The 17690-nt window shown below is 34.9% G+C and carries 18 protein-coding genes; 5 read left to right on the forward strand and 13 right to left on the reverse strand.

Annotated features, from left to right (window positions below):
• Positions 1–231, reverse strand: a complete 231-nt coding sequence (locus ACY2RT_RS03800) for a DUF8828 family protein (RefSeq protein WP_490154545.1) — start codon at positions 229–231, stop codon at positions 1–3.
• A gap of 20 nt (positions 232–251) precedes the next feature.
• A complete protein-coding gene (locus tag ACY2RT_RS03805; RefSeq protein ID WP_490154546.1) occupies positions 252–1628 on the reverse strand; it encodes an MATE family efflux transporter in 1377 nt (458 codons plus the stop codon).
• Positions 1629–1769: 141 nt separating this feature from the next.
• On the opposite strand from ACY2RT_RS03805, the gene ACY2RT_RS03810 reads away from it, so the two are divergent.
• The gene (locus tag ACY2RT_RS03810) at positions 1770–2231 is read left to right on the forward strand and encodes a DUF1801 domain-containing protein (protein WP_490154547.1); all 462 of its coding nucleotides are present in this window, start codon (positions 1770–1772) and stop codon (positions 2229–2231) included.
• Between the two features lie 243 nt (positions 2232–2474).
• On the opposite strand, the gene ACY2RT_RS03815 is transcribed toward ACY2RT_RS03810, so the two are convergent.
• The 10 genes from ACY2RT_RS03815 to ACY2RT_RS03860 all read right to left on the reverse strand — a co-directional run bounded on the left by ACY2RT_RS03815 (position 2475) and on the right by ACY2RT_RS03860 (position 13635).
• Positions 2475–3962, reverse strand: coding sequence for a helix-turn-helix domain-containing protein (locus ACY2RT_RS03815; RefSeq protein WP_490154548.1), 1488 nt, complete (start codon positions 3960–3962; stop codon positions 2475–2477).
• 195 nt (positions 3963–4157) lie between these two features.
• Positions 4158–5570 carry a M28 family peptidase gene (locus tag ACY2RT_RS03820; RefSeq protein WP_490154549.1) on the reverse strand — a complete coding sequence of 471 codons (1413 nt, stop codon included), beginning with the start codon at positions 5568–5570 and terminating at the stop codon, positions 4158–4160.
• 10 nt (positions 5571–5580) lie between these two features.
• On the reverse strand, positions 5581–6459 hold the full coding sequence (locus ACY2RT_RS03825; RefSeq protein WP_490154550.1) for a PPK2 family polyphosphate kinase: 879 nt from the start codon (positions 6457–6459) through the stop codon (positions 5581–5583).
• 6 nt (positions 6460–6465) lie between these two features.
• Complete coding sequence (locus ACY2RT_RS03830) at positions 6466–7629, reverse strand: sigma-54-dependent transcriptional regulator (protein WP_490154551.1); 1164 nt, start codon at positions 7627–7629, stop codon at positions 6466–6468.
• Positions 7630–7631: 2 nt separating this feature from the next.
• Entirely contained in the window at positions 7632–8525 is an 894-nt protein-coding gene (locus tag ACY2RT_RS03835; protein WP_490154552.1) for a DUF6268 family outer membrane beta-barrel protein, read from the reverse strand.
• Between the two features lie 15 nt (positions 8526–8540).
• Entirely contained in the window at positions 8541–9467 is a 927-nt protein-coding gene (locus tag ACY2RT_RS03840) for a mechanosensitive ion channel family protein (protein WP_490154553.1), read from the reverse strand.
• A gap of 6 nt (positions 9468–9473) precedes the next feature.
• Positions 9474–10781 carry an ABC transporter permease gene (locus ACY2RT_RS03845; protein ID WP_490154554.1) on the reverse strand — a complete coding sequence of 436 codons (1308 nt, stop codon included), beginning with the start codon at positions 10779–10781 and terminating at the stop codon, positions 9474–9476.
• A 9-nt stretch (positions 10782–10790) separates the two neighbouring features.
• Entirely contained in the window at positions 10791–11717 is a 927-nt protein-coding gene (locus tag ACY2RT_RS03850) for an ABC transporter ATP-binding protein (RefSeq protein ID WP_490154555.1), read from the reverse strand.
• A 252-nt stretch (positions 11718–11969) separates the two neighbouring features.
• Complete coding sequence (dnaJ, locus tag ACY2RT_RS03855; protein ID WP_490154556.1) at positions 11970–13091, reverse strand: molecular chaperone DnaJ; 1122 nt, start codon at positions 13089–13091, stop codon at positions 11970–11972.
• Position 13092: 1 nt separating this feature from the next.
• A complete protein-coding gene (locus tag ACY2RT_RS03860) occupies positions 13093–13635 on the reverse strand; it encodes a nucleotide exchange factor GrpE (RefSeq protein ID WP_490154557.1) in 543 nt (180 codons plus the stop codon).
• A 491-nt stretch (positions 13636–14126) separates the two neighbouring features.
• Between ACY2RT_RS03860 and ACY2RT_RS03865 the strand changes: the two genes are divergently transcribed.
• Both ACY2RT_RS03865 and ACY2RT_RS03870 read left to right on the forward strand, forming a co-directional pair.
• A complete protein-coding gene (locus ACY2RT_RS03865; RefSeq protein ID WP_490154558.1) occupies positions 14127–15065 on the forward strand; it encodes an IS1595 family transposase in 939 nt (312 codons plus the stop codon).
• Positions 15058–15183, forward strand: a complete 126-nt coding sequence (locus ACY2RT_RS03870; protein ID WP_490154559.1) for a hypothetical protein — start codon at positions 15058–15060, stop codon at positions 15181–15183. The genes ACY2RT_RS03865 and ACY2RT_RS03870 overlap by 8 nt, the downstream gene beginning before the upstream one ends.
• A gap of 200 nt (positions 15184–15383) precedes the next feature.
• On the opposite strand, the gene ACY2RT_RS03875 is transcribed toward ACY2RT_RS03870, so the two are convergent.
• Complete coding sequence (locus tag ACY2RT_RS03875) at positions 15384–16025, reverse strand: hypothetical protein (protein WP_490154560.1); 642 nt, start codon at positions 16023–16025, stop codon at positions 15384–15386.
• Between the two features lie 328 nt (positions 16026–16353).
• On the opposite strand from ACY2RT_RS03875, the gene ACY2RT_RS03880 reads away from it, so the two are divergent.
• Positions 16354–16866 (forward strand): hypothetical protein, encoded by a 513-nt coding sequence (locus tag ACY2RT_RS03880; RefSeq protein ID WP_490154561.1) that lies wholly within the window; start codon positions 16354–16356, stop codon positions 16864–16866.
• A gap of 141 nt (positions 16867–17007) precedes the next feature.
• Positions 17008–17679, forward strand: coding sequence for a YceI family protein (locus ACY2RT_RS03885; protein ID WP_490154562.1), 672 nt, complete (start codon positions 17008–17010; stop codon positions 17677–17679).
• Positions 17680–17690 lie beyond the last annotated feature (11 nt).

Below are 17690 nucleotides of genomic sequence, written 5' to 3' on the forward strand. Positions count from 1 at the left end.
TCAATCATCTTCGTAGCGAGAGATCTCCCTGTCGTAAAATTCGGTAGCTTCTCTTATATAATTTTCGGTTTCAGATTCCAGTTCTTTTTGGTCATGATTGTCAAATTCTTCCAACCATTCTACTTCATCATTTTCCAGGTTTATAATAAAACGAGGAAATTCAGTATGAATTACAAAGATTGCCGTAGGGTAGTCTGTATTGTCACCGAGTAAATATTTTGGAAAATCCATGATTTCAGATTATTTGAAAATTAATTAGCCGCGTTTTCTATCAATCTTTTCGAAAGATAATTAAATCTAATGAAAAGCATCACTGCAGATGCAGTAAGTCCTGCAAGTAAACCAATCCAAATACCAGAACTGCCGTAATCACTATACATACTTAAGTAGAATGATATTGGAAATCCTATAAGCCAATAAGCCACAAAGGTAATTAGAGTTGGTATCTTCACATCCTGCATTCCGCGAAGGGCTCCTAAAGTTACTACCTGTATTGCGTCACTAATTTGAAACACTGCAGCGATCAAGAGTAATTTTGAAGCAATTGTAACCACCTGAAAATTATCAACAAAGTTTTCAGTATCATCAAAATCAAGATATAACCTAGGAAGTGCCGTATTAAAGATCATGAAGAATATTGCAAATACAACAGCCATAATAGTTGTTAGTAAGAAAATAGAGAAAGCAATACGCCGTAATTCTTTAAAACGGCTCATCCCTTTTTGATTTCCAACACGTATCATTGCCGCTACACTAAACCCCATTGCTACCATAAAGGTCATCGAAGACAAATTAAGCGCTATTTGATTGGCTGCCTGAGGGTTTTTCCCAAGTATTCCAGAAAGCCATATAGCAGCCGTAAAAATGGCAACTTCAAAAAACATTTGCATAGAAGATGGAAACCCTAAACCAATGACCTTTCTTAGCATTGCTTTAGTTAGCGTAAATAACTTTATATGCAGTACATATTCTCTGGATTTATAGTGCTGCGAAAGCATATACCAAAGGTATCCCACCATAATGAGTCGGGAAGCTAATGTGCCAATAGCCGCACCTACAATACCCAGTTGCGGAAACCCAAACTTTCCAAAAATGAACAGATAATTAAGTATGATATTTACAATATTCGCTGCTATTGTTGCATACATTGGATAACGTGTTAGTGATAGTCCGTCACTAAACTGTTTAAATGCCTGAAAAATAATCAAAGGAATAAGTGATATCGCTACCAGATTTAAATAAGGCATTGCCAGATCTACCACTTCCTGTGGCTGGTTCATTACATGCATTAGAGGTTTTGCCAGCAATACCATTAAAAACAATGCAATCCCAAGTACAATACACAGAAATAGACCATGTTTAAAAGATGATTTACCTGCTTCAAAATTACCTTCTCCATCCGCTTCAGCCACAAGAGGTGTAATTGCCGTGGAGAAACCTATCCCCAACGACATTGCAATAAACATAAAACTATTACCCAGAGATACAGCGGCCAATTCTGCCGTGCCTAACTGCCCTACCATGATGTTATCCACCAAAGCAACCAGAGTATGTCCTAACATCCCTAAAATCACAGGTGTTGCCAACGAAACATTGTACTTAAACTCTTTGGTATAATTTGAAAGCAATAATGTAGTTTTTAATGAAGTGCTAAGGTAAAAAACACTCTCATTTTCGAAGCATAAACTTTTATATATTTAGGTTTTGATTGAAAGCATACCTTTTGATCTTTACCAAAAAAAGCAGTATTTTTATTAAAAGCCGAAACTATGCAATCTAAAGCAACATCTCCGGACCAGTATATTGAAGAACTTCCGGAAGAACGTAAAGAAGTTATGTCCAAACTTCGAAAAATTGTTCTTGATAATCTTCCGGAAGGATTTGAAGAAACCATGAACTACGGAATGCTGGGATATGTGGTTCCTCACTCCAAATATCCAGGCGGATACCACGCTGATCCAAAATTACCCCTTCCGTTTATAAATCTTGCTTCTCAAAAAAATCACATCGGGTTTTACCATATGGGTATTTATAGTGACCCGGAATTATTAGGATGGTTTACAAAAGAATATCCAAAACACGTATCAAATAAATTAGACATGGGTAAGAGTTGTATACGTTTTAATAACATAAACAAAATACCTTATGAGTTATTGGGAGAATTAGTGAGTAAAGTTTCTTCCGATGAGTGGATTAAAACGTATGAAAACGCAATAAAAAACCGTCTGTAAGTTGCTTTACAGACGGCCCATCAACTAACACAAAACCTATTATAATTGGTGCTGCGTATTAAAAGCCTGAGTAAATCAAAATGATTTAACAAAAATCTTCCGTATATAAAGACAAAGTTTGGAAGGAAGAAAAACTCACTACAGACTATCATTTAACTATAAATCAAATTAAGTAATTATTTAATTTAAAAGAGGTAAAGCCTATAATCCCTTACTTTTACCTGAAGAAAATTTACTTTTAATTTACACCCGAAGTGACATAATGTATTGGGATGGAGTTTGGGAAAGGTATTTCTTAAAACTTTTATTGAAGGTTACTTTATTATTGAAACCTACTTCATAAGCAACTTCAATAATACTTAAATTTTTATTGGTATCTTTTTTCAGTATATCTGAAGCTTCTATAATTCTGTACTTGTTGATCAATTCAAAGAAATTTAAATTGAAATGCTCGTTAATGACCTGAGAAGCATTATGCCGCGTAGTATCTAATTTTTCAGCTAAAGCGTCCAGATTAATATTATTGTTTCTATAAATCTTTTCCTCATCCAACAGATAAAGAAGCTTTTCTTTTAGATCTTGAGAATAACTAGGTGTAAGCCCGGATTTTTTGTACTTGAATAATCCTATTGGATCCACTAATTTTACTACTCCTTTAAATATATCCGGTTGTTCGTGTGAAATGTATGCTACATAAAATACCAAACTAACCATTACCAAAATCTGCAAATGTATTAAAGAAGGAAAATTGATGATTTTTGTAATTATTCCGGCATATATAATGTAAGATATAACGTAAGCAACATTGATCGCCATAATATTACGTTGCCATAATAACTTATTTTTGTCTTCTCTTTTCTTAGTAGCTTCGTTGGTCCTGTAAATCTTATAAATTAAATATGCATATACTGCAAGTGATAAGATTTTAATAGTAATTATTGCATATGCTCCCGGTAACAAAAAACCTTCGGTATCAAAAATAACATTGAACTTTTCGTTTGCCGACATTAGGTAGTACGGCATAATATACATTAAGAGTATCAAAGACGGAACCAGATGCAATACATCTCCAAGCCTGAATTTATAATTAAATGTAATTCTTTTAAAATAAAAATAAAGTAACGGGCCGTACAGGAAAGAAAAAGTAGTGGAAATAAAAAGTGTATGAGGCAAATAGTACTGGTAATTGATCACATACAAACTCAAGTGTAAAATAAACAATGAATGGAATAATATAAAAAGGCCTATCAATAGATTGCTTATCCTGTCAGCAGCTTTTTTAAAGTTGAATATGATAAAAATATAGAAGCCTAAAAAACCTGCATATAAATACAATAGCGACAAAAAAGTAATATTTGGAGTATATTGTTCTTTAATGTTTTGATAGGAGTGCGTGTCCTTAATATTAACAAATAGATGATCGTTTAGTATGGTTAAATCTGTGGTAGCACTTATATACTTTAGAATATATTCTGAAGCTATTTCCGGTTCATTTTTTTGTGCAAAATAAATCGCATGAGACTTAAATGCTTCAATAGAATCTTTAGAGGCATTAAGAGCGGCATTCACCTCTGACAAAACAAACTTAATGCTCCCATTTTCATATCTTTCAACTCTAAAATCAGGTAAGCTTGTATCGGCATTATCCTGTGCAGCAACATTAAGAGTGAGTAAAAAGAATAAAATTAGAGCATTCCAAAGATAAATTCTTATTTGAACTTTTCCTTTCACAATGGATGGTTTCTTTTTATTTTAAAGATACAACTTGTTTATTAAATATAGAGTAAATAAGTATCTCCCGATAATAATTTACTAATTGCCGTTAGTTATTTTTAATGTTGCTAACTTACTAAAACGCCAATAGATTTAGCCATTCAGTAAGGTTTTCAAAGAAAAAAGGTTAAAGCTTTCAACTAACAAAGAAAATTAATTTTTTACTTCTGTCACTTCGGTTTTAGTGCCGTATTTATCCATTAAGTAAACTAAACTAGCCATAGCAGCTCCTCCTAATTCCAGTTCTCTCTTGTTAACAGCATCAAAGGTGTCACTAGCTGCATGATGGTGATCAAAATATCGTTGTGAGTCCGGACGTAATCCGGAAAGTACTACACCATCTTCTTTCAGGGGGCCAATATCTGCTCCACTTCCTCCTTTTTCAAAATAATGTATCAAATAGGGCTTAAACAACTGCTCCCAGCTCTTAATTTGTTTGAAGTTGGCATCATCGGTATCAAAAGAAAAGCCACGAGGTGTAAACCCTCCTGCATCACTTTCCAAAGCAAATACGTGTTCTTCTCCTTTTAACTTAGCTATTTCAGCATATTTTCTTCCTCCCCTCAATCCATTTTCTTCGTTCATAAACAATACTACACGAATACTATGCTTGGGTTTATAGTTTATCTTTTTAAATAATCTGAGTACTTCCATTGATTGTACACAACCTGCTCCATCATCGTGAGAACCATCTCCCAAATCCCAGGAGTCTAAATGACCTCCTACAATCATAAATTTGTTAGGGTAGGTAGTACCGGTAATTTCTCCAATTACATTGTAGGATTCTACATCATTAAAGGTTTTACAGTTTTGTTTGAAGTAAAATTTGAGATCGGGTTTTATTTTTAGCACACTACTTAAATATTCCGCACCATTAGTACTTATGGCACATGCAGGTATACGTTGATTTGCAGGAGTGTCTCCATAGGTCATCGATCCTGTATGAGGAAAATCGTCCAAACGCAAACTCATAGAACGTACAACAACCCCTACTGCTCCATATTTAGCAGCCTCCATGGCTCCGGCATACCGTTGGTCCACACAGCCGCCATATGCTTGGAAAGTATTTATTAGGTCAGCTCGCATGGGACGGTTATAGAATACTATTTTACCTTCGATCTGTTCTTTTCCATAACGCGCCAGATCTTCAATACTTTGTACTTCTATTACTTCTGCTTTCAGGCCACCTTCCGGAGTGGCAACAGAACCTCCCAAAGCACAAATATTGGTTGTTGAACTTAGTCCGGGAGCAGTTTCGATATAAGCATACTCAGCAATTCCCCGTGTCCATTTAGGAACCATTACCGGCTGTAGCCATACTTTATCAAGTCCCAGTTCATTCAATATTGTTTCAGTATACTTAACTGCTCTTTCTGCTTCCAGTGACCCTGACAACCTTCCCCCTATTTCATTAGAAAGATGCTCCAGCCATTCATAGCTTTTTCCATTGAGCAAGGCCATATCATAGATATTCCGGATGGTTAACGAATCTTCTGTATTTACTTTCTGTGAGGTTGCTTCAGAAACAATACATATGGAAATTAATATAAAAAGTAGGTTTTTCATTTTGATATAATTATTCATTCTCAAGTTGTTGCTTATATTCCGAAATCTTAGCTTTTACTTCAGAATCTAATTGCGGTTCTTTTATGTCTTCATACTTTTTCAATTCTTCCAATAAAATAGTAGCAACTGCTAAACGTGCTGCCGGTTTATTATCCGCAGGTATATTATACCAGGGAGCATAAGGCTTTGAAGTACGATTCATAATATCTTCGTAACATTTCTGATATTCATCCCATAGTTTTCTTTCATCCAGATCACCGGGAGAAAATTTCCAGTTCTTCTCGGGTTTATTCAGCCTCCGTATCAAACGGTTTTTTTGTTCCCCTTTTGAAAGATTCAAAAAGAATTTAAAAATAAGTGTTCCATTTTGAGCTATGGTTTTCTCAAATGCATTGATCTGTTCAAATCTTTTATCCCAAAATAAATCATCTATATCTTCAACACTGTGAACATTTGGCAAAAATTCTCCCAAAATATAATTAGGATGTACTCTTGTAACCAGCACATTCTCATAATGTGTTCTGTTAAAAACTCCAAACTTTCCTCTTGCTGGCAGTGCAATATAGTGACGCCATAAATAATCGTGTTTACGCTCCAATTCGGTAGGGACCTTAAAACTATGCACTACTACGCCCCGGGCATTAAAATCCTTAAACACTTCCCGTATTAAACTGTCTTTTCCTGAAGTATCCATCCCTTGTAAACATACCAAGACCGCATACTTTCCATGTGCATATAAGGTATCTTGTAACTTTCCAAGTTTTTTGCGGGTACTTTTTAATTCACTTTCCAGTTCCTCTTTTGAAGCTTTCAAGTCAACAATTGTAGGTAATTCAGATATTTTTACTGCTTTAGTAATTTTAAAGTCCAACATGTTTGTTTTTTCCATAACACATTATTTAGTCGCAAACAATTTTACGTCTTCTTCACTAACTTCACTTCCTCCTAAGATAATAAGTCGCTCGATAACATTCCTTAATTCACGAATATTTCCGGTCCAGTCATATTCCTGTAAAAGTTTCAATGCCTTTTTTGAAAATTTCTTTTGCGCGGTTCCATGCTCCGAAGCTATTTTCATAGTAAAATAATCCACCAGTAACGGAATATCTTCACGACGATCATTTAAAGCAGGTACATCAATCAAGATCACTGCTAAACGATGGTATAAATCTTCTCTGAAGTTTCCTTCTTCAATCTCCTTTTTCAGGTCTTTATTGGTAGCTGCAATAACCCGAACATCAACTTTTATATCTCTATCGCTACCTACACGCTGTATTTTGTTTTCCTGTAATGCCCGTAGCACTTTGGCTTGCGCCGAAAGACTCATATCACCAACTTCATCAAGAAAAATGGTACCTCCATTTGCAGCTTCAAATTTTCCTGCGCGGTCTTTATTAGCAGATGTAAAAGCTCCTTTTACATGTCCAAATAACTCACTTTCAATAAGTTCACTTGGAATTGCGGCACAATTCACTTCTATCATAGTTCCTCCGGATCTATCGCTTTTTTGGTGCAACCAGTGGGCTACCAGTTCTTTTCCTGTTCCATTGGGGCCTGTAATAAGTACCCTTGCTTCGGTTGGAGCAACTTTTTCGATCATTTCTTTTATTTGAGTGATCGCAGGAGATTCTCCTATCATTTCGTAGTTTTTACTTACCTTTTTCTTCAAACGGGTATTTTCAACTACTAATTCTTTTCTGTCTAATGCAATGCGTACAGTATTTAAAAGGCGGTTTAGGTCCGGTGGTTTCGATATATAATCAAACGCACCCAAACGCATTGTATTTACGGCTGTATCCAGGTCTCCATGTCCCGAGATCATGACTATTGGAATTTCAGGCTTTATCTTTTTTACGGCTTCCAGTACCTCTACGCCATCCATTTTGGGCATTTTGATATCACACAGCATTAAATCAAAATCTTCTTTTTTTACGAGGTCTATTCCTGCAAGTCCATCTTCTGCTTCGGTAACTTCATAGCTATTGTTTTCTTCAGTAAGTATTTTTACAAGTACTCGGCGAATAGCCGCTTCATCTTCAATAATTAATATTTTTGACATTGTTAAATTTTAAATTTAATTCCACCTCTAAGGTAAAAAGTATTTTCTTCATTAATTTTATATAGACTGTTTCTATCGGTGTCCCTTACTCTTATTTCATTAAAAAAGGTATATCCTCCATAGGTATACAGCAAAAGGTGCTTCGTAAAATAATATTCATATCCTATGCCTCCTAATACTAATGTCATAGATATGTTATCTGCAACCGCCGTTGAATCATCCGGATAGTTCACCAAAAGATCATTTTGAATATTTGAAAAGAAGCCATCCAAGGTTAAAAACCCCTGAAAAGCATTTTTAGTATCTAAATTATATTTAAGGTTCGTTTTAGGGCTTCCTACTGAAAATGACCACTTAGGATGAAACTTTTTGTAATAATTGATAATAGGAATAGGAAACGGCCTTCCGGCATTTGTAGAATACTGTAATCCAATTATCAATCTTTGTGGAGTTTCATACTGATCACCTGTACGGTCCTTAATTAAATAAACAGCTCCCGTGAATCTAAGGTCACCACCCTGAACGTCTCTTTTTTCAAAATTTGAAGCTATCTCAAACCCGGTTTTAGCTCCAAATCTCCAGTCCTTCTTCAATTTAAATGTATAGGCCAGGCTAATTCGGAACATCTGAAACTTTTCCAAATTATCAGTACTAAATGGCACGGGATCCTCAAAATCCAGATCCAGATTTCGATATTCAATTCCCGGAACCAAATAACTACCCTCCCATCCCATTTCTATTGGAAAATTAAAAAAAGTTCGAAAACGGCTTACTGAATTATCTGATTTAGCTTGTGGTATGTAAGTATACTCTATACGTGCCAGATCTGTTGTTTGCGCTAAAAAAATATTAGTAAAACATAAAAAGAAGATACAAGCCAAGAAGTGTTTTTTCATAAATGAATTTCCATGTTAATCCTCTGCCATATTTACAGAACTATCTGTTTTTGACTGATTTGTAAATAAATGCACATCTCGCTGCGGAAATGGAATTGAAATATTATTTTCGCGGAACAACGTGTCAATTCTAAAACGTATTTCACTTTTTATACGAGGGTCAATAAAGCTGTCCGTAATGAAAAAATAAACACTGAAAATAAGGGCCGAATCTCCAAAATCCTCAAACAGAACAAAAGGTTTAGGTTTTTTTAAAACCCCTTTCTGAGCTACAACACTCTCCATAAGTAATTCCTCTACCTTTTTAGTATCGCTGCCATAGGCCACCCCTACCCTTACAAATTCTCGAGTAGTACGATGATTTTGTGTATAATTAAATATTGTGTCTTTAATGAACTTATGATTGGGAATTATAATGATTTTATCATCTCTGGTAAGTGCTCTTGTAGTGCGTAACTTGATATCTATAACACGACCAACCTTTCCATCTACCTCTATAACATCACCTACTAAGAGCGATTTATCAATTATAATGAAGATACCGCCAATAACATCTTGAAAGAGCTCCTGTAATGCAAGTCCTAATCCAACAAGTAAAGCAGCAGAAGCTGCTAAAAAGGGAGTTATGTTTATTCCTGCAAAACTTAGTACTGCAAAAACAACTATGATGTAGACAACATATTTTATAAACTTAAATACACTTATAAATTTAAGTTTATCTGTTTCCTCCATTTTTCGGGTGAAAAATAAGCGGATCCATTTCAACAGAAAACCGGCAATAACAAAGGAAACAATAACAAGTAAGACCAAACCAACAGTGATATGAATTTGGGTCTCACCTTTACCAAAATGAACTCCCCAATTGAGAAACTCTTGTATAGTACCCCAAATATCGTCTTTTACAACATCTGCAATTTTTTCTGTTACCTTTTCTTCCTGCACTTTTGTTTAATACTTAAGCCATTTCATAATCTCTTTATAGCTTGGCTTTTTGCCATACATTAAAATACCAACGCGATATATTTTTGCCGCAAACCAAACAGTCCCGATAAATGTAGCAAATAAAATGACAACTGAAAGAATTTGTTGCCAAACCGGTACTCCAAAAGGAATTCGCATCAACATAACAACGGGAGACGTAAAGGGTATATATGAGAATACTTGAGAAACAGTACCATGAGGATTATCAATGACAGTAAAGAATCCTACATAAACTGCCAAAATCAAAGGCATCAAGACAGGTAACATAAACTGTTGTGTATCTGTTTCACTGTCTACAGCTGCTCCTATTGCCGCATATAATGATGCGTATAAAAGATAGCCGCCAATAAAGAAGAGAATGAACATTATAACAAGATTTGCAATAGGCAGGTTACCTATTTCAAGCATAACATCCTGAAATATATTCTCCATTTCGCCACTCCCGTTTTCCAGCATTTCCTGTTGCGGACTTGGGACTGCAGCAGGATCAATACCAAAAATAGAAGTCACTACAGTACTTAAAACACCTATTAAAACCACCCAGGCCAAAAATTGAGTAATTCCTGCCAATGAAGTTCCAAATATCTTTCCTAATAATAGTTTCATGGGTTTTACCGAAGAAATGATCACTTCTATAATCCGACTTGTTTTTTCTTCAATTACACTTCGCATGATCATATTTCCATAAATGATAATGAACATGAATAGTAAATACCCGGCAGCACCTCCAAAGGCAAGTTTTAACCCTGAGCCTAATTTTGAAGTCTCCTCACCTTTAAAAGTCTCAAGGTTAGCATCTATCTTAATACGAAGTTCTTTGATGGCCTGAGCATCAATTCCCGCCTCAAGAAGTTTTAACGCATTTGCTTTTTCTTCAATAGCTTCCTCAATATTATCCATTACAATAAGCGACGGAGAATCTTCAGAATAGAAGGTAATCGCTTTTGAAAGCCCTTCAATATTCTCAATTTTGGGAATATACAATAAACCGTAATTTTCATTCTCTTGCACAACAGTTTTTGCTTCAGAAAGAGATATCCCTGTAAGCATTTCGTATTGGAGGCTTTGAGAGCTCTCAAACTGATTGATAAACAATCCACTTTCATCCAGAATAGAAACTGTTCTTTCTTTATCGTTGTTAAGCTGTGATAAATAAGCTACTAATGTAAATATCCCAACCATGATCAAAGGGCTTAAAAACGTCATAATGATGAACGATTTGTTACGCACCTTATTTAAATATTCTCTTTTTATAATAAGTGAAAGATGATTCATGCCTTACAATTAATTGTTTTGAACAGTTTCAATAAAAATATCATTTGCCGATGGGATCACCTCCACAAAATGAGTGAGTTGCCCTTGTGTAGTCAAATAACTTACCAGGTCGTTAGCAGAGGCAGTTTCTGAAACTTTAATCTTATACTGAAGTTCGTTATTTATACTTTTAAAAGATGCCGGAAACACTTCAAACCTCTCATGCAATGCGGCAGTTACTTTCTCTTGATCTGAAGTGTGTAAACCAACTTCAAAAGTATTGGATTTATAGGCTCGTTTTATATCGATGAGTTTTCCATCAAGGATCTTATTGGATTCGTGGATAAGTGCTATATGGTCACACATCTCTTCTACAGACTCCATACGGTGAGTAGAAAAGATAACTGTGGCACCATCTTCCCTGAGTTTTAAAATTTCATCTTTTATAAGATTTGCATTGATGGGGTCGAATCCACTAAAAGGTTCATCAAAAATAAGAAGTTTAGGCTGGTGCAATACAGTTACAACAAACTGTATTTTTTGTGCCATCCCTTTAGATAATTCCTGTATCTTTTTATTCCACCAATCGCCTATTTCCAATCTTTCAAACCAATATTTCAAACGTTTCTTTGCTTCTTGTTTTGAAAGGCCCTTTAGTTGTGCAAGGTATAGTGCCTGTTCTCCTACTTTCATAGACTTGTATAAGCCACGTTCTTCCGGCAAATAGCCAATATGTTTAATATGCTCAGGCTCAAGGGGTTCGCTATCCAAGATTACTTTACCGGTATCGGGCATAGTAATTTGATTGATTATACGGATAAATGTAGTCTTACCTGCACCATTGGGTCCTAAAAGTCCAAAAATACTTCCTTTGGGTACTTCAATTGAGATATCGTTTAAAGCTTTATAATTGCCAAAAGATTTGGAAATATTTTGAGCTACTAAGAGTTTTTCCATAGTTAGAAGTAAGATTTTATAATGGTATTGATTTGCATATGAAGCAATATAAGCATTAAGAGTATTTCAAATAGTTTGTAAGCTATTAAAGACGTTTGTTACACTACAATTAAAAAATATCTAATAAAAAACAAAACCCACCCTCAAATAAATGAAGGGTGGGAAAAAAATTGCTATGAAAAAGAAAAATTATCGCCATTAGTTTCAGCGATGTTCAAATATATATAAAATAATTTGAATATTAACTTATATTTAAGAAAACATATCTTTCACTTTTTCAAAAAAGGATTTGTCTTCTTTTTCAGGTTTAGGGTGAAAATGGTCATCACTCATCATTCTTTCAAAAAACTCTTTTTGTTCTTTGCTGAGTGATTTTGGCGTCCAAACATTTATATGCACCAAAAGATCTCCGGTACCATATCCATTTATGCTTGGGATTCCCTTATTTCGTAAGCGCAATATTTTTCCACTTTGAGTTCCGGATTCAATTTTAATACGAACCTTACCGGTTACCGTGTCAATTTCTTTTGAAGTTCCCAAAGCCGCTTCAGAAAAACTTACATACAGATCGTAGTGTAAATTATCTCCTTCACGCTGTAAGGTTGGATGTGGCTTTTCTTCAATTGCAACGAGGAGATCTCCTGCAATTCCTTTACCGGGAGCATCATTTCCTTTTCCTGAAACTTTCAGTTGCATTCCATCTACCACACCGGCCGGTATCTTAATGGAAACCGTCTCTTCGGTAACCAACATACCCTGTGCATCTGCATTGGCAGGTTTTTTATCAATTATTTGTCCGCTTCCGCCACAAGTATTACAGGTTGCTGAAGTTTGCATACGTCCCAAAATAGTATTTTGAATACGTGTTACTTGTCCGTGGCCGTTACAAGTTCCACATGTAGTATATGTGGTTCCTTGAGCAACTTTTTTGCGCTTTACTTTTATCTTCTTTTCAACTCCATTTGCAATTTCTTCCAGTGAAAGCTGTACACGAATACGAAGGTTACTACCTTTAACAGAACGGTGCCCACCGCTTCCAAAACCACCAAAGCCACTAAAGCCTCCTCCGCCAAAAGCACCTCCAAAGATATCTCCAAACTGACTAAAGATATCTTCCATATTCATACCGCCTCCGCCACCAAAGCCTCCACCTTCAAATGCTTGATGGCCAAACTGATCGTAGCGGGCTTTTTTATCGGGATCACTTAGAACTTCATATGCTTCGGCTGCTTTTTTAAACATCTCTTCGGCTTTTGCATCACCCGGGTTTTTATCAGGATGATATTCAATTGCCTTTTTACGATATGCCTTTTTAATTTCTGCTGCCGAAGCACCTTTAGAGATGCCTAATATTTCATAAAAGTCTTGTTTCATATTATTGTCCTATAACTACTTTAGGGTAGCGAATAATTTTTTCGCCTAATGTGTATCCTTTTTCTATCACATCTATAATCTTTCCCTTTAGTTTCTTAGAAGGTGCAGGAATTTGTGTTACAGCTTCGTGGATCTCAGCATCAAAAACATCTCCTTCTTTTGTTCCTATGGGCTCTAAGCCCTTGGCACGAAGAGTTTCTCTAAATTTATTGCTTATCAATTCCACCCCTTTAAACAAATTATCATTTTCAGATTTTTCGATCTCTTTCAACGCTCTATCAAAATCGTCTATGACCGGAAGTAAGGATACCATTACATCCTGACTTGCAGTTTTAAACAATTCGATACGCTCACGACCGGTACGTTTTTTATAATTCTCGAACTCTGCGAAAAGACGTAAATAGCGATCTTTCTCAGTTTCCAGTTCGGTTTGTAACTGCATTATCGGATCTGCTTTTTTGTCTTCTTTTTTAGAAGTAGCCTGCTCTTTCGTTTGTACTTCCTCTTCAATAATTGTTTCTTTAGCTTTATTCTTTTTGCTCATAAATGAGTTTCTTTTCTGTTTTCTCTCAAGGGAGCAAAAGTACTGCCATTTCTTATAAAATGTCAAAATGTCACTACATTATTTTAAGGCAATGATATATCTGTGTAACCCACCGTATGACACGCTGTCAGAGGGATTACGGGAGATAGTACCACTATTGGGCTTAAAAATTTACTCATTGAAAATTAAATTAGCTGTTGAAGGAAGAAAACTTTACCCTCATCATCCTTATAATCAAAATATCTTGCGTGTTTAAATTGCCTATAAAAAAAGTGATAATTCCTGCAACCTTTTGCCATTTTCTGCAACTTAATATGAAAGTCCTTGAGGTTCGTATCAAAACATACGACTTCGTTTTTAAGTATAGCGACATAGAATGATTTAATTCGTTCTTGCATCGGGTAAATTTACAAATAAATATCCAAATATTTGCAAAAATACTTGTATATGCAAATATATGTCCGTATATTTACACTATAAATAACAAGGATATGTGTAACAAAGCCAAAGATTTAAGAGATTTCGATAGTTTATTCGACTTACTGGATTATTTCACGACTGAAGAAGTGTGTCAAGACTACCTTGCTGTACTTCGTTGGAACGGTGCGCCTACATGTCCTTACTGCGAAAGCGACAGAGTAAATGAGTTAAAGGGTAAAAACAAACGTTATAAGTGTTATGGATGTCGTAAGCAGTTTAGTGTAAAAGTTGGTACAATTTTCCATGATACTAAAGTGTCTCTTAGAAAATGGTTTATAGCCATATACCTTGTAACAGCCCATAAAAAAGGTGTTTCATCACATCAGTTAGCTAGAGATTTGAAAATTACACAGAAAAGTGCATGGTTTATTTTACAGCGAATACGTGAAACTTATAAACCTGTTAATGATAAATTTACTAATGAAGTTGAAGTAGATGAAACTTATATAGGAGGTAAAGAAAAGAACAAGCATAAAGTTAAAAGAACGGCTAATACACAAGGAAGAAGCATTAAGACTAAAACTCCTGTACTTGGTATATTAGAGCGTAATGGTAAAGTTTATGCGGTTCCAGTAAAGGATACTCAAACTAATACTCTTATTCCGATTATGAAAAAAAGAGTTGTAAAGGGCGCAAATATCTATACTGATGAATATAGACCATATAGAGGTTTAAAGTATAATTTCAAGCATGATTTCGTTAGACATGGTGCAGATCAATATGTTAGTGGTACAGTACATACAAATAATATCGAAAACTTTTGGTCTTTACTTAAAAGAGGTATCGTAGGTATCTATCATCATGTTTCAGATAAGCATTTGGAAAAGTACTTAAATGAGTTTACCTTTAGATACAACAATAGAAATTTAAGCGAAGGTTCTAAATTTGATGTTGCTATTGCAAATGGAGTAAACAAGCGTTTAGATTACAAAACTCTTATAAATGCCTAAGAAGAAAGAGGATGTTAAACGTCCTAAAGAAGATATTAAAATAGATAAGAAAGAGCCTAAGTTTAAAGAGGTTCTTTCTACTATTATAAAGAAGAAAGTAGATACTACTGAAAAATAGTATATTTGCTAATAAGAAAGCCCTACCGAAGACCAATTTCCTACTTGGAATGTAGGCGGTATCTAAGGCAGGACTTCTAGGAAGACGGGTTGAGTCTATTAAACTCGGTTTAAGAACGGACTTCCCTCCGTTTTAGCTGCTAATGAGACAGTCTTCAACCCCCATCTATAGAATAAGCACCCAATAAGGGTGCTTTGTTTTTAAAACGATATTTCTTTTTGAATTTTTGAATTTTTCAGTTTTTTAAATTGGTGCTTACTTAAAATTCCTCCATCCGAACTCATCCAGGCTTTTTTACCCCAAACCGTGTCTTTCGTGGAATTTCCGAATTTATAGTTAGTTAGTCCTTTAACCTTGTTATTGGCTAGTGCATGTGATATAACAGCAGAAACACGTCTTTGAACTTGCTTTAAGGTCTTATCAGGATAAAGAGGGGCAATAGCTTCGGCAATTTCTATATTATGAACAAATCTGTCACTATCCTTAATAAAGTTAATGACTTGTTCTAGCCAAGTATCTCCTTTAGGAGCTCCCACAGGAATAGCCTTACCTCCTCCATAAAACTTAACATCTCTAAAACTATACTCCTTTTTAGGCTCATTTACTCTTTTAGAAGAAGCAATACCAATTATAGCAGAGAGCGCAGTATTTACTTCTAAAAGCTCTTGCTCTAGTTCTCTTTTACGTTTAATTAAATCTTCTTTAAGGCTCATAATATCAACTTTATTTTGGTTATTTTCAGAATTTACCGTAAATTCGTATACCTTAAAAGGTGGACCGGGTGGGTATCGAACCCACTGTTTTAGAATGACAAGTCCATTAACATCGCCAGACCGGCCCACAATTTTTAAGACAATTTTGAAAATTAAAAAGACCCTCTTGTTCCACCTTGGGGGTTTTTTCTTTTTAAATTCTTTCGCTAATATACGTAAAAAAGATTAGAAAAACGAACTAACAAAACAGATTAATGAACAAACAAAGATTTTGAAGAGTTACGAGCATAAAAAATGAAAATATAAATTCCTTTATATCAATAACTTACGTTGAAATCTAAAAAAGTATTAACATTCTAAATGTTAATAAATTGTGCAAGTAGTCGTAATTCAAAAATTGAGGTAATTTCTATATCTTTGAGTTGTCCCCCTTTATTTATTTACTAAGCATTTTTTTATGAAAATCAAGCATAAGGATAGCGACCATATAATATCGGTGTCTCCAGTAGAATGGTTGAACAGTTATTTAAGATCAGACCATGATAAATACATAAACTACGAGATAGTGGATCCATGCGATGTCTACGAACTGCATAGGATTGATGAAACAACCGGCACTATAAAATTCAGCTTGCTCATTGATAAGGCTCTTTGGGATAAACAATTTAGTAGGGAGCCTAAACGATTTGCTCTAAAACCTTTTCAAAAAGAAAATTTTGATGAATATTTAAGACCTGTAAAGTCAAAAACTAAAAGCTACTTCTTAAAACGTTCACGTAAGCCCAATGCTATTAAGACTAAGCCTGCACCCAACAAAGCAGAAGGCAAATCTATAATTGATAAGGCTTGGAACTTAATCTCAAATAATAAACTTATTACTGGTATCATATTAATAATTATTGCTGCGATTATTAAGGCCAAATCTGTCGCAAGCTGGATTGATAAAATAATTGAAGGTTGGATTAATTAAGCCCTTTCGTATTTAGTTGAGCTTTTATCTCTAAAAATTGGGTTACACAGATATATCATTGCCTATTTTAATATATATTTAAGAAGAAATGATTCGGCTTATAAATATTTTTGTGCCTTTAACCATAAAACAAAAGAATTAATGAAAAGAATTGTATTGAATATTGCTTTAACTGCATTTGTATTTGCAGGAGTTGTTGCTTGTAAAGAAAAAGGAGGTGATGTTACTGTCGGTGAGGTGAAAGAAGTGGCTGAAGCTACTGAAACAGCTGTAAACTATAACATAAATGTGGAAGAGTCACAGATTTTGTGGAAAGGAGAAAAGCCAACCGGATCTCACAATGGTACAATGAAGCTTGCTTCGGGAACACTTGCAGTAGCGGCAGATGGTGTGATTGAAGCCGGAAACTTTTCCATCGATATGAATTCGATTAGCTGTCTTGATCTGGAAGGGGAGTTAAAAGAAAAATTAGAAACACATCTTAAAGGAACCGTAGAAGGCAAAGAAGGTCACTTTTTTAACGTAAACAAATACCCTGAATCTACTTTTGAATTAACGGGTATTTCAGAAAAAGAAGGAAAAACCATCGTTAGCGGAAATCTAACTATTAAAGACAAAACGAATGCTATAGAATTTCCAGCCACCGTTTCAATGGAAGAACATACTTTGAAACTACAAAGTGAGTCTTTTGAAATTGACAGGACTAAATGGGATGTTAATTATGGCTCCAAAACTATTTTTGGTGACCTGGGAGATAAATTTATCGATGATGGTATTGAGTTAACCGTTTCTTTAGTTGCAAAGACATCTTAAGTTAAAATCCA

It is taken from the genome of Ulvibacter sp. 2210JD10-4 (assembly GCF_058148525.1).